This is a genomic window from Cellulomonas jepli, from assembly GCF_047229345.1.
GTDB lineage: Bacteria > Actinomycetota > Actinomycetes > Actinomycetales > Cellulomonadaceae > Cellulomonas_A.
In genome coordinates, this window is record NZ_JBFTER010000025.1 from 30,691 (window position 1) to 50,870 (window position 20,180).

A 20,180-nucleotide genomic window follows, 5' to 3' on the forward strand; every position below is an offset into this window, starting at 1 on the left:
TGCATCCTTCGATGCAGGGACGTGCCGGGAGGCCGGGGCGCCCCCCGGGCCGTGTCGTGCCGGTGCTGCGGGTCAGGCGTCGACCGGTTCGACGCCGAGCTCGCCGAGCAGGGTCAGGATCCGGGCGCGGATCTCGTCGCGGATCGGGCGCACGGCCGCGACGCCCTGGCCGGCCGGGTCCTCCAGGACCCAGTCCTCGTAGCGCTTGCCGGGGAAGAAGGGGCAGGTGTCCCCGCAGCCCATGGTGACGACGACGTCGGAGGCCCGGACCGCGTCGGTGGTGAGGACCTTGGGCTTCTCGGCGCGGATGTCGATGCCGAGCTCGAGCATCGCCTCGACGGCGGCGGGGTTGATCTGGTCGGCGGGCGCGGAGCCGGCGGAGCGGACCTCGACGGCGCCGCCGGACAGGGCGGTGAGGAACCCGGCGGCCATCTGGGAGCGGCCGGCGTTGTGGACGCAGACGAACAGCACGCTCGGCCTCTCGGTCCCGGTCGGGGTCTGCTGGGTGGTGGTGGTCTCGGTCACGGGGTGCTCCTCAGGGTGTGGTGGGCAGGAGATCAGCGGTCACGTGCGGGCGGGGACCGGGTCCTCGTGCGGGACGACGACGGCGTCGGCACGCGGGTCGGCGGCCGGGTAGAGGACGGTGACGAGCCCGACGCCGAGGGCCGCCCCGACGAGCTGCGCGGCGACGAAGCCCGGTGCGGAGGCGGGGGCGATGCCTGCGAAGGTGTCGGTGAGGATCCGCCCGGCCGTGACGGCGGGGTTGGCGAAGGAGGTCGAGGCGGTGAACCAGTACGCGGCCCCGATGTACGCCCCGACCGCCGGCGCGGCGAGGACGCCGCGTCCGGTGCGGACCAGGGTCAGGATCAGCGCGACCAGCCCGGCGGTCGCCACCACCTCGCTGATCAGCAGACCGCTCCCCGTGCGCTCCGTGGTGGAGACCGCGACCGGGGCGGTGAACATGACCGAGGCCAGGACGCAGCCCGCCACGGCGCCGACGGTCTGCGCGGCGGTGTAGGCCGCGACCTGCCGGCCGGTCAGCCCGGTCCCGGTGCGGCGGCCCACGACCCAGTCGGCCAGCGAGACCACGGGGTTGAGGTGAGCACCGGACGCCGGCCCGAGCAGCAGGATCAGGACCGTCAGCCCGAGGGTCGTGGCCAGGGAGCTCTGCAGCAGCTGGAGGCCGACGTCGTCGGGGGACAGTCGCTGGGCGGCGATCCCGGACCCGACGACCACGGCCACCAGCAGGCCGGTGCCCACCAGCTCGGCCGTCAGCGCACGCACCAGGGGCCGGTCCGCGGCCGGGCGGGCGGTGGGTCCGCTCATCGGGCGCGCCCCTTCGGTGCCGGGGCGGGGGTGGACAGGGGCAGCTCGGGTGCGAGGTCGGCGAGCAGGGCGCGGACGCGGGTGTCGATGGCGTCGCGGATCGCCGCCGCACCCTCGGCGGAAGCGAGGCCCGGGTCGCCGACGACCCAGTCCTCGTACCGCGTGCCGGGCAGGACCGGGCAGGTGTCGCCGCAGCCCATCGTCACGACGACGTCCGCGGCGCGGACCGCGTCGTCGGTCAGCGGCTTGGGGAACACCTCGGCGGGGTCGACGCCGAGCTCGCGCAGCAGCGGGGACACCGTGGCGTGCACGGCGGCGGCGGGCGCGGACCCGGCCGAGCGGGCGACCACCGCGTCCCCGGCGTAGTGGCGCACGAGCGCCGCGGCGAGCTGCGACCGGCCGGCGTTCGCCACGCACACGAACAGCACCTGCGGGGGGCGGGGACCGGTCGTGGTGGCGCGGGCGACGTCGGTGAGGCGCTGCTCGGCGAACCGGCGCACCCGCGCCAGCTGGGCCGCGCCGGCCCCGGAGTGCCGGACCAGCGCCGTGTAGGTCTCGCGGACCGTGTGCAGGACCTCGCCGGCGCCGGCGTCGGGGAGCTGCTCGGCCAGGTCCTCCGCCAGTGCGGTCAGCTCGGCGTCCACGTCCGCGTGCTCGCCCGTGGGCCGGTCGGGGTGGTGGCGGGCCGCGTCGAGCGCGGCGGGGGCGAAGGACTCCAGCAGCGCGGTGACCGCACCGCGCACGGGCGGCGCCACGCGGTACCAGACCCACGTCCCACGCCGCTCGGAGACCAGGACGCCGACGTCCTTGAGGACCCTGAGGTGGTGGGAGACGGTCGGCTGGGACACGTCGGCGACGGTCGCGATGTCGCACACGCACGCCTCGCCGGTCGGGCTCGTGGTGAGGAACGACAGCATCCGCAGCCGCAACGGCTCCGCCAGGGCCTTGAGCACGACCGCGACCTGGGCCGCCGCCTCCGGACCCATCGCGTGCTCCGGGCTACCGACCGTGCCCGTGACCGGGGACGGGATCACGGTGCTCCTGCGACGACGGCGATTCGGTGCTGCTTCGACATGTATCTATATTGACACACGTCAAGATGGAGCGGGACGGGACGGGATCGCCGGCCGGGGTGCACGTCGCCCCCGGGCACCCGGACGAGGACCTCGCGCGTGCGCGATGCTGTCCGGTGCACGGAGCCGAGTGAGGAGCAGCGCGTGGGCGTCGAGGAGTGGGTGCTGACGGGGGCGCGGGCCGCGCGTACCTCGCCGGACGGGCTGCGCGTGAGCCGGCCGGCGGGCGAGCCGGTCGACGTGCACGTGCGCGACGGGCGGGTCGTCGCCGTCGGGCCGGACGCCGCACGGAGCGCCGGGGCGCGGGCCGAGCGGATCGACCTCGGGGGCCGCGTCGTCGTCCCCGGGCTGTGGGACGCGCACACGCACATGGACCAGTGGGCGCTGTTCCGGCGCCGCCTCGACGTCTCGGGTGCGACGTCCGCGGCCGACGCCGCGCGGCTCGTCACCGAGCGGCTCGCGCGCGGCGACGCCGACGAGGTGCTCGTCGGGATGGGCTTCCGCGACGGGCTGTGGCCGGACCTCCCGGACGTGGCGCTGCTCGACGAAGCCGCCGCGCGGGCGGGGCGCCCGGGTGCCGCCGTCGTGCTGGTCTCGGGCGACGTGCACTGCGCGTGGCTCAGCACCGCCGCGCTCGCCCGGTACGAGGTGCCGTGGCGCGCGGACGGGGTGCTGCGCGAGCACGAGTGGTTCGCGGTGAGCGCCCGCGTCAACGTCGTCGCCCCGCAGCTCCTCGACGCGTGGGTCGACGAGTCGGCGCGGGCCGCCGCCGCGCGCGGGGTCGTCGGGGTCGTCGACCTCGAGCTGAGCGACCTGCTGACCGCGTGGCGGCGGCGCATCGCGGGCGGCAGCCGCTCGCTGCGCGTGTCCGCGGGCGTGTGGCCCGACCACCTCGACCGTCCCCTGGCGGAGGAGCTCCGCACCGGGGACGTCGTGCCCGGGCAGGGCGACGCGGCGCTGCTCACGATGGGCCCGCTCAAGGTCATCACCGACGGCTCGCTCAACACGCGCACCGCCTACTGCCACGACCCCTACCCCGGGCTCACCGGCCCGGACGCGCGCGGAGTCCTGTCGGTGCCGCCCGACGAGCTCGTGCCGCTCATGGCGCACGCGCACCGGCACGGCCTGCGCTCCGCGATCCACGCGATCGGCGACGCGGCCAACACCCACGCGCTCGACGCGTTCGCGGCGTCGGGCGCGCGCGGCAGCGTCGAGCACGCCCAGCTCCTGACCGCCGAGGACGTCGCGCGGTTCGCCGCGCTGGGGGTCGTCGCCTCGGTCCAGCCCGAGCATGCGATGGACGACCGCGACGTCGCCGACCACTACTGGGCCGGGCGCACCGGACGGGCGTTCGTGCTGCGTGCGCTCGTCGACGCGGGCGTGCGCCTGACGCTCGGCTCGGACGCGCCCGTCGCGCCGCTCGACCCGTGGCAGGCGGTCGCGTCCGCCGTCGACCGCGCGCGCGACGGCCGCGAGCCGTGGCACCCCGAGCAGGCGATCGACCTCGACGTCGCGCTCGGCGCCTCGGTGCGCTCGCGCGTCGAGCCCGGGCAGGTCGCCGACCTCGCGGTGCTCGACGCGGACCCGTGGGCGCCGGACGCGGACCTGCGCGGGACGCCGGTGGCGGCGACGATGCTCGCGGGCGGCTGGAGCTGGTCGACGCTCTGAGCGTCCCCTTGCCCCGCCGCGTCACCCGGGCCGCGCCGCGAGCACCGCGCGCGCCCGCTCGGTGTCCGCGTCGGTCCAGCCCTCGGGAGCCCCGACGGCCACCCACGCGTCGAGCACGAGGTCGCCGTAGCTTGGAGGTCCGGGTCGAGGCGCGCGAGGGACGCCCACGGTGCGCGGTCGGTGCGGGGTGCCGCGTCAGCCATGCCGCCTCGCCGTCGTCGTCGGGTGCGCGCCGGTGCCGGTGGCCGGGCCCGTGCCTGCGCCGTGCTTGCTGCGCGCCGGCTCGGTGCCCGCTCCGGGCGTGCTCCGTGCGTGCACCGAGGCGTACCACAGGGCCCCCGGTGCGTGCGCGGCGGGCGACCTCCGCAGTGGCGCGTGTCACCGCCCGACGGCCCCCGCCCCCGCGGTACCGGCCCTACGCTCGGACGCGCGGCGGGGCGACCGGGAGGCGGGCGGATGGACGTGTCGGGCACGGCGGGTGCGACGGCGAGGGTCGCGGTCGCGGGTGGGACGGGGCTGCTCGGGCGGCTCGTCGTCGAGGCGCTGACGGCCCGGGGTGACGAGCCGGTCGTCCTGGCGCGCTCCCGCGGTGTGGACCTCACGACCGGGCGGGGTCTCGACGCGGCGCTCGCGGGGGTCGAGGTCGTCGTCGACGTCAGCAACGTGACGACCGCGAGCCGGCGCACCTCGGAGCGGTTCTTCACCGCCGCCACGCAGCACCTGCTCGCCGCGGCGCACCGCGCCGGCGTCCGCCACCTCGTGGCGGTCTCGATCGTCGGGGCCGACACCGTCGACTTCGGGTACTACCTGGGCAAGCGCCGCCAGGAGGAGCTCGTGGCCGCCGGCCCGGTGCCGTGGACGGTCCTGCGCTCGACGCAGTTCCACGAGCTGGCCGGTCAGCTCGTCGACCGCGGGTTCGGCCCGGTCGTGCTCGTGCCCCGCATGGCGAGCCGCCCGGTCGCGGCGCGTGAGGTCGCGGAGCACCTGGTCACGCTCGCGCACGGCGAGCCGCAGGGGTTCGCGGTCCCGGTCGCCGGGCCCGAGGACCACGACACGGTCGACCTCGTGCGGCGCGTGGTCGCGGCCCGCGGCCTGCGCCGCCTCGTCGTCCCGCTGCGGGTGCCGGGCGCGACGGGCGCCGCGATGGCCGGCGGCGCGCTCGTGCCGCGGGGTGACCACGTGCGCGGGACGACCACGTTCGCGGAGCACCTGGCCCGCGAGACGCGCTGAGCGGGGGCCGGCCCTCGGTGTGGAGCGACGGCCTCGAGGTGTGGTGCGGCCCGGCCAGGTGCGGCCCGGCCACGTGCGGCCCGGCCACGTGCGGTCCGGCCACGTGCGGCCGGTGCCGGCGCGAGGTGCGGGTCTGGGCCCTGCGCCCCGGTGCGGCCTCAGCCCGCCCCGGTGACGTCCGCGGCTTCCTCCTGCACCATCACGTCGGACGCGTGGATGCACATCATCCGCAGCGCACCCGTCCCGGTGTTGACGAACCGGTGCCACACGCCGGGCGTGACCACCGCGCAGTCGCCCGGATGCGCGACGACGGTGGTGTCACCGAGCGTGATGGTCGCCTCGCCGTCGAGCACCACCCACGTCTCGCTGTACGGGTGACGGTGCAGCGAGGGGCCCTGCCCCGGGTCGTTGTCGACGAAGAAGTACGAGACGCCCGAGCCGTGCGCGCGCCCCTCGAAGCGGGCGGTGCGCGACCCGGGCAGGCGCAGGTCGGCGACGCGGACGACGGCCGGGACGGTGGTCATGCGGTGCTCCTCTCCGGCGCGCCGGACGGCCTCCGGCGGCTGACCCGAGCGTGCCAGCAGGCACCCATGCGCCGGTAGGTCCCGCCCCGACGGGCCGCGACGAGCCCTGACGAACCCCGGCGAGCCCCGCGCGGCTCACGACGGCGAGGGACCCACCCACCGGTCGGGGTCGCGGGTCAGCGCGACGAGCTGGTCGGCGAGCCGCGCGTGCTCCGCGTCGTCGACCTCGGCTCCCCACAGCGGGGCGACGCTGGCCCCGTCCGCGGCGGCGACGACGAGAGCCGTCACGGCGTCGGGCAGCCCGTCCGCCCCGAGCTCCTCGCGCCACCGGCGGGCGTCCGCGCGCGCGACCTCCGCGACGGCGGGGGCCGTGATGAGCTGCGCGATCAGCGCGTAGGCGTCGCGCGCCGCCACGAGGTCGGTGTCGACGAGGCTCGCGCGGACGTAGGCGCGGGTCAGGCGGCCGGGCTGCTCGTCGGCGGGGTCGAGCTGCGCGTGCACCGCGTCGCGGAAGTCGTCGAGCAGCGCCTCGGCGAGCCCGACGACGAGGTGGTCCTTCGTGGGGAAGTGGTAGATCACCCCGCCCTTGGACAGCCCGGCCTCGCGCGCGACGTCGTCGAGCGTCGCGGCCGGCCCGCGCGTGCGGAAGACCGTGCTCGCGGCCTCGAAGACCGCTCGGCGCGTGTCCGAGGTGCTCCGGCCCGCTGTGCGCCCCATCCGCCTGTCCCCTCTCGTGCCGTGCCGTGCCGTGCCGTGCCATGACCCGGCCCTGCGTCGGCCGACGTGGCCGAGATCACCGGGGCACGATCATCCCGCCTCTTCAAACTGTACCGTCCGGTCAGTACAGTAAAGGCCATGACCACTGACGTCCGGCCCGCCGCCGCCCCCACGACCCCGGCCGCTCACCCGCGCCGGTGGGCGGCGCTCGGCGTCCTCGTCATCGCGGTCCTCCTGCTCGCGATCGACGGGACCGTGCTCTACCTCGCCGTCCCGGCCCTCACCCGCGACCTCGCCCCGAGCGCGACCCAGGTCCTGTGGATCGGCGACGTCTACTCGCTCGCCCTCGCCGGGCTCCTCGTGACCATGGGGACGCTCGCCGACCGGATCGGGCGCAAGCGGCTCCTCCTGACCGGGGCCGCCGGGTTCGGGCTCGCCTCGGTGCTCGCCGCCTACGCGCCGGACGCCGAGACGCTCATCGCCGCACGGCTCCTGCTCGGGGTCGCGGGCGCGACCCTCATGCCGTCGACGCTGTCGATCATCCGGACCCTGTTCACCGACGCGCGCGAGCGCACCCGGGCGATCGCGGTGTGGGCCGCGGCGTTCGGCGGGGGAGCGGCGCTCGGTCCGCTCGTCGGCGGCGCCCTGCTCGAGCACTTCTGGTGGGGCTCGGTCTTCCTCATCAACGTGCCCGTGATGCTCGCGCTGCTCGTGCTCGGCGCGGTCCTGCTCCCGGAGTCGAAGGACCCGGCGCCCGGGCCGTTCGACCTGCCGTCGGCCGTGCTCTCGCTCGCCGCCGTCGCCGCGCTCGTGCACGCCGTCAAGCACCTCGCGGCCGCCGGGCCGGACGCGGTGACGCTCCTGTCGGCCACCGTCGCCGTGACGGCGGGGGTGCTGTTCGTGCGCCGTCAGCGCCGCCTGGAGGCTCCGCTGCTCGACCTCGCGCTGTTCCGCCGGCCGGCGTTCGCGGGCGCCGTTCTGGCCAACTTCGTGTCGATCTTCGCGCTGACCGGCCTGCTGTTCTTCTTCTCCCAGTACCTCCAGCTCGCGCGGGGGTTCGGGCCGCTGCAGGCGGGCCTCGCGGAGCTGCCCGCGACGCTCGCCTCGATCGGGGCGGTCGTGCTGGTGGGGTGGTCGCTGACCCGGCTGGGTCGCGGTCGCGCCGTCGGTGCGGCGCTCGCGCTGACCGCCGTCGGGCTCGCGCTCGTCGCGGTCGCGGAGGGGTCCGAGCAGTACGCCTGGCTCGCGCTGGCGCTGGTCCCGGTGGGGCTCGGCGTCGGCATCGCGGGCACCCTGACCGCGGACGCCGTCGTGTCGTCGGTCGAGCCGCGCCGGGCCGGCGCCGCGTCCGCGATCTCCGAGACGGCGTACGAGCTCGGTGTCGTCCTCGGCATCGCCGTGCTCGGGTCGCTCATGACCGTGCTCTACCGCGCCGGGCTGGACCTGCCGTCGACCCTCGACGCGGCCGACCGCAGCGCCGCCGAGGACTCGCTGGCCGCGGCGCTCGGCGTGCTGGAACCGGGCTCGGAGCTCGCCCACCAGGCCCAGGAGTCGTTCGTGTCCGCGATGCAGGTCACCTCGCTCGTCGCCGCGGTGATCACGCTCGCCGCCGCCGCGGTGGCGTGGCGCGTCATCCCGTCGACCCGGGACTGATGAGCCGCCACCGCCGCGCCGGCGTCCGTCAGCAGCAGTGGCCGTCCGCGCGCGTGAGCCGCACGCGCCACACGTCCGGGCCCTCGGCCAGGTACTCCCACGCGACCTGGCCGGGCTCCTCGGCGTCGAGCTGGTAGCGCAGCGGCTTCGGGTCGTGGTCGTTGGTCAGCACGAACGACTCGCCGGGCAGCAGCGCGGCGACGGCGGCGAAGATCCGCTCGTGGCGCTGCGCGGGTGCCAGCGGGCGGACGTCGAGGTCGCCGGGCCGGGCGTCGGGGACGGCGGTCGACGCCGCCTCGGCCGTCGTCGCGGAGCCCTGGACGCCCCCGGCCCCGCCGCAGCCGCCGTGGCTGCCGCACCCGCAGCCTCCCGACGACGGCGCGGTCCCTGCGTTGACGAGAGGGAGCTGGGTCACGGTGTTCCTCCTGAGGTCGTGCGGGTGCGCGGCGACGGTCGTCGTCGCGAGGTCGTGCGGTCGGTCACGGGGCCGCCTCGACGGCGAGCACCCCGTGCGCGCCGCGCTCGGCGTCGACCATGGCGTGCGAGACGACGGGGTAGTGCCCGGCCTCGGGCGGCACGAGCTCGACGAAGCCGCCCTGCGCGGGCAGCAGGCCGAGCACCTGGGCGCCGCCGGTCGTCGCGGGTGCCCCCGGGCCGCCGAGCGTCCAGGCGCCCTCCAGGTACACGGTGTCGAACTGCCCGCCGACGACGTGGAACGCGCTGGCCCGGCTCGGCCCGGCGTCGAGCACCCACAGCCGTACGCGCTCGCCGACCCGGGCGTGGAGCGGGGCGTGGTCGTACTGGTTCGGGTAGCCGTTGAAGACGACGGCGTCGGGCCGCTCGGCGCGGATCTTGTCGAGGTCCGCGACCGCGCCGTCGGGCCCGTCGGCGCCGAGGTACAGCTCGGACTGCACGAGCAGGTACTCGCGGTCGACGGCGGGCAGGTCGGGCGGGTCGATCACGACCCCGCCGAACATCCCGTTGGCGATGTGCAACGACATCGGCATCGTCGAGCAGTGGTACGTCCAGACGCCCGAGCGCGTCGCGGTGAACGTGTACGTGAGCCGCTCGCCGGGCTCGATGGTCCGCATCGGCCGGTCGGGCGCGAGCGCACCGGCGTGGAAGTCGATCGAGTGGCCGATCGACCCGTCGTTGACGAGCGTGATCTCGAACGTGTCCCCGACGCGCCCCCGCAGCGCCGGCCCGGGGACCGTGCCGCCGAACGTCCACAGCGTCTGCGTGACGCCCGGGGCGACCTCGCGCTCGACGTCCTGCACGCGCAGGGTCAGCCGGTGGTGCGTCTCGGCGGACGCCGGGGCGAGCGTCGCGTCGTACGGCTCGTGGTCGGGTCCGGGGGTGCCGCCGGGGTCGAGGGTCGGCGCGGGTGCGGCGGTGGGGGACGCCTCGTCGTGCCCGGCGCCGTGCCGGGTCACGTCGCCGAGACCGCTGCCCCCTGCGCCGCCCTCGTCGGACGGCGCCGCGCCGCCTCGCGCGTCCCCGCCCGTGACGACGACGCGGAACGTCATCCCCATCTGCCGGTGCCCCGCGACCGAGCACCACCCGTCGACCCCGCGCCCCACGACGCCGAGCTCGATGCGCGCGGTCGCCCCCGCGGCGAGGCGCCCCGAGCTCGCGCCGGAGTCGAGCACGAGGTCGTGCACCGTGTCGTCGACGTTCGTGACCTCGAGCACGAGCTCGTCGCCCGCCGCGACCTCGACCGACGCGGGCACGAACCACATGTCTCGCGCCTCGACCTCGGCGACGACGACGCGTCCGGTCGCCGGGGCGTCCCCGGCTGCGCTGGAGCCGAGCCCCGCGGCGGCGGGGTCGGCGGCGACGGCTCCCGCGACGACGAGCACGAGGGCGCACGTGGCCGCGAGCGCCGGGCCGAGCGGGCGTGCGGGCGTGGTCAGGAGCTCGACGGGCGGCATCGCCGCCGGGCCGGTCGTCGGCAGCGCCCGCAGCCGGCGGCTCACGACGGCCGCGCGGACCAGCAGCACCGGCGAGGTGACGAGCGCGCCGAGCACCAGCAGCGACGCCCCGACCCGCACGAGGCTCGGCGCGGGGAGCACGAACAGGACGAGCCCACCGTTGACCAGCACGAGCCGCGCGCCGCTGCCGCGCTCGACGACCGCCCGCGCGGCCCGGTGCGCCGTCGGGCCGCCGCCGAGGACCATCGGCCCGAGGTGGCACAGCGCGCCCACGAGGACCTGCGCCGCGAAGCCGACGGCCAGCGGCGCGAGCACGGCGCCCGTGCGGACCTGCGCGTCGGCCCAGCCGCCGGCGCCGAGCACCGCGACGGCCCACGCCCCGACGGGCACGACGAACCAGCACCACGCCAGCCCGACGGAGCGGGACGCGAACGTGTCGGGCGTCCGCTGCCGGGCCTCGCGCACGAGCGGCCACGACGTGCGGCCGAGCCCGAGGAGGTACACGACGAGCCCCGCGCCGGCGACGGTCCGCAGCCCGGTCGCCGCGCCGGCCAGCACTCCGAGCAGCCCGAGCCCGAGCACGACGAGCCCGTGGCGGGACGCGACCTCGGCGTCGGGCGCGAGCCGCACGCGCAGCATGGTCGGCCACAGCGTCACGGTCGTCCCGACGACGGTGAGGCCGACCCAGCCGAGCAGCATCACGGTGACGTGCGCGACGTAGAGGCGCGCCGCCACGGACCCCGCGGCGTCCGAGCGCGCGAGCGCCGCTCCGAGCCCGGCGCCGACCGCGAGCGCCGCCGCCGACGCGACGAAGTACCGGGTGGTGCTGCCGAGCCGCACCCCGAGGGCGCCGCCCGCGACCCTGCCCTGCGCGACGATCGTGACGGCGTGCCACAGACCGGCCGAGGCGACGAGCACGGCCCCGCCGACGACGACGGGCCACGCCGCCGTGAGCATCCCGGTGAGGACCGCGAGCGCCCCGGCGGTGTGCAGCACGAGCCGGACCGCCTGGCCCCGGTGCCCGCCCGGCAGCGGCGTCCGCCGGACTGCCTCCGCGAAGTGCGCGCTCCAGACGAGGATCGCGGTGCTCACCGCCCCGAGGAGCAGCAGGTGGACCATGAGCCAGCCCGCGGCGGGCACGGCGCGGTGCGCGGCGGCGACGGTCGCGGCGGCGAGCAGCCACACCACGACGAGGGCGTTGACGCGGACGTGCCAGCGCGACCTCATGCGGTCACCCCGGCGCCGGGCGCGTCGGCGCCGGACGGGACCGTCCCGCGCGCGTGCGCCGAACCGCTGCGCACCCTCGCCCGGCGTCCCGTCGCGACCGACCACCCGGCGAGCCCGACGAAGCCGAGCACCGCGGCGACGTCGAGCGCGCCCCCGGTGACGAGCGCCCACGACACCCCGTACGCGTCGCCGCCGACCACCCGCAGCAGGAGCGAGGCGTGCAGCAGCACGACGGGCGCCGCGAGCACGGGCCGGTAGGGGAACGGCCGGCCGAGCACGGCGGGGAGGATCACGGGGGCGTGCGCCATGACCATCGAGAGCGTGAACCCGAGGAACACGGCGTGCACGACCGCGTCGTACGCGGGTCCCTCGGTGACCGCACCGGCGAGCAGCCACACCCCGCCCGCGACGAGCAGCCACCCGTACCCGGCGAGCAGGCACCACGCCATGTAGCGCGGGAGCCCGGTGGTGCGGACGAGGCGGCGCGCGACGTCGTGCACCAGCAGCACCGCGACGAGCGCGAGCAGCGCGAGGCCGAGCAGCGCGTGCCCGGCGGCGGGCCACAGCGCCGTGGCGGCGACCGCGGCGGCGAGCAGCAGCCCGAGCCGGAGCACCGCGCGCTCGCTCGCCTCGCCGGGCGACCCGACGCGCGCGAGCTCGAGGCGCTCGCCGGCGATCGTCAGGACGAGGAAGCCCGCGAGCCACGGGAGCGAGGTCGCGACGGGGGCGCCGCCGGCCCAGAGCAGCGCGCCACCGAGCGCGAGCGCCGCGCCGACGACCTGCAGCGCGAGCGCGCGCGACTCCTGCCGCCGCCACAGCGCGCGGTACACCGCGAGGAGCAGCGCCGTGCCGGTGACGAGCGCGAGCTGCCCGCCGAGCAGCGGGACGGCGGGGGCGAGCAGCGCGAGACCGCCCAGCCCGAGCGCGGCGGGGGCCGCGTACCCCCAGGGGCGACGCAGGGCGACCGCGCGCTCGAGCGCGATCACGGTCCCCACGAAGCCGAGCACCAGGAGCGGGCCGTGCACCTGGGGCAGCCGCTCGGCGGTCACGGGGGCGGGCAGGCCGAGCAGCAGCAGCCCCGCGTCGAGCCCGGCGAGGAGCGCCACGCCGCCCGGGACGAGGAGCGCGACCCTGCCGGCTTTTCTCACGCTCCCACCGTAGAAATGCGTGCGGCGCGCACCTGGGCCCTAGGTCCGGGGCGCCTTGTCCGGGTGGTGTCGGGGGCGTGCGAGTCCGCGCGGCTCGCGCGGCCAGCCGTGGCGCCCGACCCTCGGGAGTCCCGGGGCACGTGCTGCGCGGGGCCCGGCGGGCGCGCCGCACTACCCGATCGACCCCGCCGCCCGGTACGCGAGGACGAACAGGCTCGCGACGACGCCGGTGCCGACGGTCGCGACGAGCACCGGCACGGCGCCGCGCACCCGCCGCGCGAGCATCCCCGCGAGCAGCGCGATCGCCCCGACGCCGAGGACGACCCAGTACGCGGCACCGGTCGTCGCCACGACGACCGTCAGCCCGTAGACCGCCTCGCCCACGCCGATGCCGGCGAGCGCCGCGGTGCCGAGGGCGGCGCGCAGCCCGTGCTCCCGGAGCCACGCGGCTGCGACGCCCACGGCCGGCCCGACGACGAGCCCCACGGTGCCGAAGAACGTCGGGTCGTAGAACAGCCCGTGGAGGTGCGCGCCCGCGCTGTACCCGAGCACGAGCAGCACGAAGCTCGCCGCGCCGAGCACCGCGGCGGCCCCGGTCCGGGCCCGCGACCACAGCACGAGCAGCGCGGTCAGGACCGTCCAGCCGCTCGCCGAGTTCGCGAAGGGGGCCGCGGCGGCGGGCAGCACGCCCTGGGCGGTGACCGTGAGAGCGCCGAGCGCGGCGCTCGCGAGCGGCACGACGGTCAGGCGTGCCCGTCCGGGCCGCTGCTCGGGCGGCGACGGGGGAGCGAGGGCGACGGCGGCGGGGGCGGTGGTCCGGGGCACGCGTCGACGGTAGGCAGCGCCGTGGGGGGACCGCGTCCGCCTCCCGTCGGGCTGCGCGTCGTGCGCGTCCACCCGTGGGTGCAGGTCCGTGCCGGAGCGGAGGCGGACGGCGCGCGACCGGCGTACAACGGAGTCACCCCGCCACATCGACGACGATCGGCAGGCTCCGATGCGCAGGCTCCCCGTGCCGTCCCGCTCCCTCGCGGCCCCCGTGACCGCTGCCGTCTCCGCGGTGGTCCTCGCCGCCGGGCTCGTGCTCGCCGGTCCGGCGGGCGCGACCACCGACCCCGGGTCCCTCGACTCGCCGCTCGGCGGCTCGGGTGCCGGCTCGGGCGGCCCCGGCGGCGCGCACGGCGCGGTGCGGTCGACGCCGTACACGAACCCGGTGAGCGCCGGCTTCGCGGACACGTACGCCGACCCCGCGGTGATCCGCGGCAAGGACGGCTGGTGGTACGCGTACGGCACGACCGACCCGCTGCGCGAGGGGGAGGGCGTGCGGCACCTGCTGCCGATCTCGCGCTCGTCCGACCTCGTGGGCTGGGAGTACGTCGGCGACGCGTTCACCGAGGACACCCGCCCCGCGTGGGCCGACACCGACCGCGGCGCGGCGCTGTGGGCACCCGACATCCGCTACGTCGACGGCGAGTACCGGCTGTACTACGTCGTCACCGAGACGACGACCGGCCCGGGCGACCCCGACGAGCCGAACGACAACGCGATCGGCGTCGCGACGGCCCCGACGCCGGTGGGCCCGTGGACCGACTCGGGCGACCCCGTCGTGGACCCCCGCCGGGGTGCCGGCGCGACGGGCGACTTCCGGTGGACGTTCGACCCGCACCACGTCGTCGGCCCGGACGGCACCGAGCACCTGTTCTACGGCTCGTACTACGGCGGGATCTGGGTCACGGAGCTCGCCGAGGACGGCACCGAGGCGGTCGGGGAGCCGGTGCAGGTCGCGATCGACAACAAGTACGAGGGCGCGTACGTGCTCCAGCGCGACGGCTGGTGGTACCTGTTCGCGTCCTCGGCCAACTGCTGCGCGGGCCCGACGACGGGCTACAGCGTGCACGTCGGGCGCTCGCGCGACCTGACCGGGCCGTACGTGGACCGCGAGGGCGTGCCGCTGGACCAGTCGCGGGCCGGCGGCACGCCGGTGCTCGCCCCGAACGGGAACCGCTGGGTCGGCACCGGGCACAACGCGGTCGTCACCGACCTCGCGGGCCAGGACTGGATCGTCTACCACGCGATCGACCGCGCGGACCCCTACCTCGACGGGACCGAGGGCATCAACGAGCGGCCCATGCTGCTCGACCGGCTCGACTGGGTCGACGGCTGGCCGACCGCGCGGGCGGGTGCGTGGGCGTCCGAGGACCGGCAGCGCGGCCCGGTCACGGGCCAGGTCACGGGGTTCGACGACGGCATCCCGCGCGCCTGGTCGACGGTGGGCCGCTGGACCACCGGGACGGATGAGGACGCGGGCCCCCACGCGGTGTCCGGCGCTCCGGGCCGGACGGGGGCGAGCGCGCTCGTCACGCACCGGTCCCTCGGTGACGGCGTGCGCGTCGAGGCGGACCTGCGCGCCGACCCCGGCGTGACCGCCCAGCACGGGCTGGTCGCCGGGTACCGCACGCGCGGCGGCGGGGGCCGGCTGGAACGGCTCACCGACAACCCCGACGCCTGGCGCGGCCCGGTCGACCAGGTCAGCGCCGCGATCGACCCCGCGACGCGCGAGCTCGTCGTCGAGGCGACCGTGCGCGGCCGCTCCGTCGCCCGCGCCGCCGCACCCCTGCCCGCGGACCTCGACCTCACGACGTGGCACTCCGCCGTGCTCACCGTGCGCGACGGCGTCGCCCGGGCCGAGCTCACGCACGCGCGCCTCGGCGACCCGCTCGCCGTCGTCACGCTCGACCTGCCGCGCGGCGCGCGCGTGCCCGGCGCCGCCGGGGCCTTCGCCGCCGGTGCCGGGGTCCACGTCGACAACCTCAGCGCGCTCCCGACGGCGCGCCCGGTCACGCGCACCGTGCCGCTCGCGCGGCCGGGGGACCTCGTGCTCGGCGACGAGTTCGACGGCGACGCGCTCGACCCGGCGTGGACGGTGCTGCGCTCGCCCGAGGTCACGGTGGCCGACGGCGTCCTGCGCTGGCCCACCGAGGCGGGCGACCTCGGCGGCACCGCGAACGACGCCGGCGTGCTGCTGCGCGACGCCCCCGACGGGGACTGGGTCGCGGAGACCCGCCTGACGATCGACCTCGGCACCGACGAGATCCGCAACTACCAGCAGGGCGGGATCGTCGCGTACGTGGACGACGACCGCTGGGCGCGCCTCTCGCACGTCGCGATCTGGAACACCCGCCAGACCGAGTTCGGCACCGAGCTGCCCTACGCCGGGCGGCTGCAGTACGGCGGGACGATCGTCGGGCCGCCCGCCGAGACCACGTGGCTGCGCCTCGCGCACCGCACCGACGACGCGGGCGAGCACGAGGTTCAGGCGTTCACCTCGACCGACGGCAGCACGTGGGTCGCGGGCGGCGTGTGGACGTTCCCGGCGGGCTCCGAGCTGTCGATCGGGCTCGTCTCGCACGGCGGCGTCGGGGCGACCGCGGAGTTCGACTACCTCCGGGTCTTCGAGCGCGCGGGCCGGAGCTGACCGCGGCGCGCCGCCCGGGTCAGCGCGCCGCGGCGACCAGCCCGTGCAGCGTCGCGACGTCGTACGGCGCGGCGCCCCGGCCCTGCCGGTGGGCCTCGCGCGCCGCGGCCTGCACCGCGTCGTTCACCGGCGTCGGGACGCCGTGCAGGCGCCCCAGCAGCGCGATCTCGCCGTTGAGCCAGTCGACCTCGATGCCGTCGGTGCCGCGCGCGAGGCTCTGCCACGTCGAGCTGCCGCCGCGCGGGCCGGCGCCGACGGGCCGCACCTGCACCGCGTCGCCCCGGCGCTCCTGCTCCTGCGCGGGCGTCGAGAAGTCGATCCCCGCGGCCGTCAGGACGGCCTCGCCCTCGGTGCGCAGCTCGTCGAGCAGCTCGCGGGTCCCGGACGCCCCGCCGACGAGCGCGTCGAGCCCGTTGCCGAGGTTGCTCAGCAGCTTCCCGTACTTCCAGCGCATGACCGCGGCGTCCTCGACCGCCACGAACCGGCTGCCGGCGAGGTCGGCGACGAGGCGCGCGGTCACGTCGTCGAGCGCCCCGGGCACGCGCCCGACCGTGAGGAAGCCCGAGCTCGGGTACCCCTCGGCCTGCACGGTGCCGGGCGTCAGGTAGGACGCGGGCAGCCACACGCACACGCCGTACACGCGCCGGAAGACGCGCAGCGCGGCGTGCTCGTTCGCGACGCCGTTCTGCGCCGTCACGAAGGGCAGCCGGTGCGCCGCGGGGGCGCCGGAGGAGCCGACGGGGACGTCCGCCCACGTGTCGAGCACGCTCCGGGTGTCCTGCGACTTGACCGCGGAGACCAGCACGTCGTCGTCGGTCAGGGTCAGCTCGTCGGGGCCGCCGACGGCGGGGACGGGCAGCGTCGACGAGCCGTCGGGCGTCTCCAGGACCAGACCCCGGTCGCGGATCGCGTCGAGGTGCGCGCCGCGCGCGACGAGGACGACGTCGTGCCCTGCCTCGAAGAGCCGCCCACCGAGGGTGCCACCGACCGCGCCCGCACCGATCACGACGTATCTCATGCGGGGGATCGTAGGTCGGGACGTGCCGGGGTGCCGTGTCGTAGCGTCGGTGGGACGCGCCGGACCGCGGGCGCCGACCCACGCGCGCCGGCCCGGGCGCGCGCCCACGCAGGGGGAGACCGCCGTGACCGAGCCCGACCGCACCGCCGCACTGCTCGCCGACGCGCAGGCGCTCGCCCCCGAGCTGACGGCGCTGCGCCACGACCTGCACCGGGTCCCCGAGATCGGGCTGCACCTGCCGAAGACGCAGGCGCTCGTGCTCGCCGCGCTCGACGGTCTGGGCCTCGAGGTGACGACCGGCACGGGCCTGTCCTCGGTCGTCGCGGTGCTGCGCGGCGCGCGGCCCGGCCCGGCGGTGCTGCTGCGCGGCGACATGGACGCGCTGCCCGTGACCGAGGAGTCGGGCGAGCCGTTCACGAGCGAGCACCCCGGCGTGATGCACGCGTGCGGCCACGACCAGCACGTGACCGGTCTCGTCGGCGCCGCCCGCCTGCTCGCGGCCCGGCGTGAGGAGCTCGCCGGCTCGGTCGTGCTCATGTTCCAGCCCGGCGAGGAGGGCGACCACGGCGCCCGTCACATGATCGACGAGGGCGTGCTCGACGCCGCGGGCGAGCGCGTCGTCGCGGCCTACGGGCTGCACGTGGTCTCGTCGATGCTCCCGACCGGGCTGGTGACGAGCCGCCCCGGGCCGGCGATGGCCGCCGCGGACCAGATGTTCGTGACCGTGCGCGGGCGCGGCGGCCACGGCTCGTCGCCGCACCGCGCCGCGGACCCGGTCACGGTCGCCGCGGAGATGGTGCTCGCGTTCCAGACGGCGGTGACCCGGCAGTTCGACGCGCACGACCCGGTCGTCGTCACGGTCGGCCGGATCGCCGCGGGCACGACCGACAACGTCATCCCGGAGACCGCCGAGCTCGCGGCGACCATCCGCACGTTCTCCGAGGCGCACCACGCTGAGATCCCGGAGCGCCTCACGCGCGTCGCCGAGCACGTCGCCCTCGCGCACGGCCTGACCGCCGAGGTCGACTACGTGCGCGGCTACCCGGTCACGGTCAACGACGCCCACGAGGTCGAGCGGGCCGCGCGCGTCACCCGGGCGCTGAGCGGGGACGTCGGGTACGTGACCGCGGACCGGCCGGTCTCCGGGGCCGAGGACTTCTCCTACGTCCTGCAGCAGGTCCCGGGCGCCTTCGTGTTCCTGGGCGCGACCCCGGCCGGCGCCGACCCCGCGACCGCCCCGTACAACCACGCGGCCGGCGCCCGGTTCGACGACTCGGTGCTGCCGCTCGCGTCGGCGCTGCTCGCGGGCCTCGCGCTGGACCGGCTCGCGGAGGGCTGAGGGCGCGAGGCTCCCGGCGCCCGGCCCGGCGACGGCGCCGTCCCCGCCGTCGTCGCACCGTGTCCGGCGCCGAGCCCGCGGGCGGCTGTCAGCAGGTGGCGAGCCGTGGCGCGTCGACGTTCATCGGGGGTGGCAGCCGATCAGGTGGGGGGACTCGCGCAGGAGCGTCGTGGCCAGGGTGAGGCCGAGGGTGTTGTCCGGGGCGGCGACGGGGATGTCCAGGACGTGGTGGCGGGTCGCGTCGTGGACGGACTGGTACGCGAGGCGCAGGCGTCGTCCGTGGCGGAGGGTCATGAGCAGTCCGTGGTCGTCGAGCCAGCCGAGGGGGGCCCAGCGCCCGGGACCGGGGTCGTCGGGTCCCAGGCGGTCGACGGGGACGTCCTCCCGGCGGCCGGTCGCCAGGTCCAGGACGACGGGATCGTTGCCGTTCTGGACCAGGAGCCGGGTCTCGTCGGGGCTCCACGCAGGGTTGCCGCGGAGCCAGGCCCGGTCCAGATACTCCTGGCTCTGGCCGGTGGCCAGGTCGGTGCGCACGAGGTAGGCGCGGCTGTCCGTCGGCCGGTGGTGGCTGGTCACGAGCAAGCGCCCCGACGGGGAGAACTGGGCCGCGGGCCCGGCGTCGGTCGGGGCGAGGAGGTCGCGCAACGGCAGGTCGCGGCTCACGCCTGAGCGGTCGACGAGCCGGTACCGGCTGTGCATGTCCTCCGGAGTCACGCCGCGGGGAGGGCGCTCGACCTCGAGGCGGAGGTCACCTGCGGGACTGTCGTACACGTCGGTGGCGATGTCAGTCGCGAGCGTCACGGCCCCGGAGCGGACCTCGAGCCGTCCGCGGGTGAGCGTCCACGTCTCCGACTCGGGCGAGGCGCGGCGTCGGTAGTGCAGGGAGGTGCCGTCAGCGCTGAGGCTCGTGAGCTCCATCACGACGGAGCTCGCATCCGCGTCGGGTTCCGCACGGGGCAACGTGAGCAGTCCGCGGTGCGGGTCCCACGCCCGTGCGTTCCCGTTCGCGAGCAGGACGAACGGCACCGGCCCGTCCGGGCGTCCGGCACGGGCACGGTCGACCTCGTGGAACGCAGGCAGCCAGTCCGGGCGAACCGCCGCGCGACGCTCGACCGGTCGTGGTTCACCAGCGGCGGCGAGCTCGTCGGCCAGGGCCTCGACGTCCACGCCCTCGTCGTCGGGCAGGTGCAGGAGGTTGGTCAGGCGCACAGGCGTGCAGCCGTGGCGGCGCAGCTCCTCGACCAGGATCCGCAGGCACGTCCGCGCCCGGTCGGGGAACGGGTCCTCGTCGTCGCGGGCGTCGAACGCCAGCACCACCGAACCGCCGTCCATGTCGGGGTAGCCGAACGGGTCCAGGGCCTCGTCCTCCGGGTCCAGCCCGACCTCGAACCCGTCGTCGTCGACCCCCGTCCAGCGCCGCCAGGCCACGTCGCACGCGTGACGCGTCCGCGCCAGGTCGTCGGCCTCGACCCGCACCCAGCAGCGCATCGCCACGAACTCGCCCGGCGTCAGCACCGGACCGAACACGTCCCCGCCGCACCGCACGTCCGGGTCCGGCCACTCGGTGCGGACCGCCAGCGCCCACAGGCCCTGCGACCGCCGGATCTCCTCGCCCTCCGGGTCCCCGGCCGCGCACTCGAGCGCAGCACGCCACACGTCGTCCCCGCTCACCGCACCGGTCATGCGGCGGACGCTACGTGGCGTGCTGCGCCGCTGAGCCCGCGAGGGCGGTCGCGGAGCGCTGCGCCACCCGCCTGGCCCAACGGGTCACCAGGGCGATCGGGCGTCCGCGACGATGGACCCCATGCGCGCCGTCGTGGTCGAGGAGTTCGGTCGGGTTCCCGTCGTCCGTGA

The 20,180-nt window shown here is 76.9% G+C and carries 16 protein-coding genes; 5 read left to right on the forward strand and 11 right to left on the reverse strand.

Annotated elements, in window-relative coordinates:
* Positions 1–72: 72 nt before the first annotated feature.
* From AB6N24_RS08255 to AB6N24_RS08265, 3 genes are read right to left on the reverse strand one after another with little or no spacing between them, the layout of a single operon-like run.
* Positions 73–525, reverse strand: a complete 453-nt coding sequence (locus AB6N24_RS08255) for an arsenate reductase ArsC (RefSeq protein ID WP_412868926.1) — start codon at positions 523–525, stop codon at positions 73–75.
* Positions 526–564: 39 nt separating this feature from the next.
* Positions 565–1,326, reverse strand: a complete 762-nt coding sequence (locus tag AB6N24_RS08260; RefSeq protein WP_412868927.1) for an aquaporin — start codon at positions 1,324–1,326, stop codon at positions 565–567.
* Complete coding sequence (locus AB6N24_RS08265; RefSeq protein ID WP_412868943.1) at positions 1,323–2,312, reverse strand: metalloregulator ArsR/SmtB family transcription factor; 990 nt, start codon at positions 2,310–2,312, stop codon at positions 1,323–1,325. Before AB6N24_RS08265 ends, AB6N24_RS08260 begins: the two co-directional genes overlap by 4 nt.
* A 231-nt stretch (positions 2,313–2,543) precedes the next feature.
* Here AB6N24_RS08265 and AB6N24_RS08270 point away from each other — a divergent pair, with 231 nt between their 5' ends.
* Positions 2,544–4,067, forward strand: coding sequence for an amidohydrolase (locus AB6N24_RS08270; RefSeq protein ID WP_412868928.1), 1,524 nt, complete (start codon positions 2,544–2,546; stop codon positions 4,065–4,067).
* A 456-nt stretch (positions 4,068–4,523) separates the two neighbouring features.
* Positions 4,524–5,297: an SDR family oxidoreductase gene (locus AB6N24_RS08275; RefSeq protein ID WP_412868929.1), complete on the forward strand. Its 774-nt coding sequence runs from the start codon at positions 4,524–4,526 to the stop codon at positions 5,295–5,297.
* A 158-nt stretch (positions 5,298–5,455) separates the two neighbouring features.
* On the opposite strand, the gene AB6N24_RS08280 is transcribed toward AB6N24_RS08275, so the two are convergent.
* Both AB6N24_RS08280 and AB6N24_RS08285 read right to left on the reverse strand, forming a co-directional pair.
* Positions 5,456–5,821, reverse strand: a complete 366-nt coding sequence (locus AB6N24_RS08280) for a cupin domain-containing protein (RefSeq protein WP_412868930.1) — start codon at positions 5,819–5,821, stop codon at positions 5,456–5,458.
* Between the two features lie 135 nt (positions 5,822–5,956).
* Positions 5,957–6,538 (reverse strand): TetR/AcrR family transcriptional regulator, encoded by a 582-nt coding sequence (locus AB6N24_RS08285; RefSeq protein ID WP_412868931.1) that lies wholly within the window; start codon positions 6,536–6,538, stop codon positions 5,957–5,959.
* 138 nt (positions 6,539–6,676) lie between these two features.
* Between AB6N24_RS08285 and AB6N24_RS08290 the strand changes: the two genes are divergently transcribed.
* Positions 6,677–8,191 (forward strand): MFS transporter, encoded by a 1,515-nt coding sequence (locus AB6N24_RS08290; protein ID WP_412868932.1) that lies wholly within the window; start codon positions 6,677–6,679, stop codon positions 8,189–8,191.
* A gap of 28 nt (positions 8,192–8,219) precedes the next feature.
* Here AB6N24_RS08290 and AB6N24_RS08295 read toward each other — a convergent pair whose 3' ends face one another.
* The 4 genes from AB6N24_RS08295 to AB6N24_RS08310 all read right to left on the reverse strand — a co-directional run bounded on the left by AB6N24_RS08295 (position 8,220) and on the right by AB6N24_RS08310 (position 13,322).
* Complete coding sequence (locus tag AB6N24_RS08295; RefSeq protein WP_412868933.1) at positions 8,220–8,606, reverse strand: DUF2249 domain-containing protein; 387 nt, start codon at positions 8,604–8,606, stop codon at positions 8,220–8,222.
* Between the two features lie 64 nt (positions 8,607–8,670).
* Entirely contained in the window at positions 8,671–11,349 is a 2,679-nt protein-coding gene (locus tag AB6N24_RS08300) for a multicopper oxidase domain-containing protein (RefSeq protein WP_412868934.1), read from the reverse strand.
* Positions 11,346–12,497: a DUF8744 domain-containing protein gene (locus tag AB6N24_RS08305; RefSeq protein WP_412868935.1), complete on the reverse strand. Its 1,152-nt coding sequence runs from the start codon at positions 12,495–12,497 to the stop codon at positions 11,346–11,348. The genes AB6N24_RS08300 and AB6N24_RS08305 overlap by 4 nt, the downstream gene beginning before the upstream one ends.
* A gap of 171 nt (positions 12,498–12,668) precedes the next feature.
* Positions 12,669–13,322, reverse strand: a complete 654-nt coding sequence (locus AB6N24_RS08310) for a DUF6518 family protein (RefSeq protein ID WP_412868936.1) — start codon at positions 13,320–13,322, stop codon at positions 12,669–12,671.
* A gap of 169 nt (positions 13,323–13,491) precedes the next feature.
* Here AB6N24_RS08310 and AB6N24_RS08315 point away from each other — a divergent pair, with 169 nt between their 5' ends.
* Positions 13,492–15,969, forward strand: a complete 2,478-nt coding sequence (locus tag AB6N24_RS08315; RefSeq protein ID WP_412868937.1) for a glycoside hydrolase family 43 protein — start codon at positions 13,492–13,494, stop codon at positions 15,967–15,969.
* Between the two features lie 19 nt (positions 15,970–15,988).
* On the opposite strand, the gene AB6N24_RS08320 is transcribed toward AB6N24_RS08315, so the two are convergent.
* On the reverse strand, positions 15,989–16,987 hold the full coding sequence (locus AB6N24_RS08320; protein ID WP_412868938.1) for a ketopantoate reductase family protein: 999 nt from the start codon (positions 16,985–16,987) through the stop codon (positions 15,989–15,991).
* Between the two features lie 124 nt (positions 16,988–17,111).
* Here AB6N24_RS08320 and AB6N24_RS08325 point away from each other — a divergent pair, with 124 nt between their 5' ends.
* Positions 17,112–18,326 carry a M20 metallopeptidase family protein gene (locus tag AB6N24_RS08325; protein WP_412868939.1) on the forward strand — a complete coding sequence of 405 codons (1,215 nt, stop codon included), beginning with the start codon at positions 17,112–17,114 and terminating at the stop codon, positions 18,324–18,326.
* Between the two features lie 120 nt (positions 18,327–18,446).
* On the opposite strand, the gene AB6N24_RS08330 is transcribed toward AB6N24_RS08325, so the two are convergent.
* Positions 18,447–20,009, reverse strand: a complete 1,563-nt coding sequence (locus AB6N24_RS08330; RefSeq protein WP_412868940.1) for a TolB-like translocation protein — start codon at positions 20,007–20,009, stop codon at positions 18,447–18,449.
* Between the last annotated feature and the right edge of the window lie 171 nt (positions 20,010–20,180).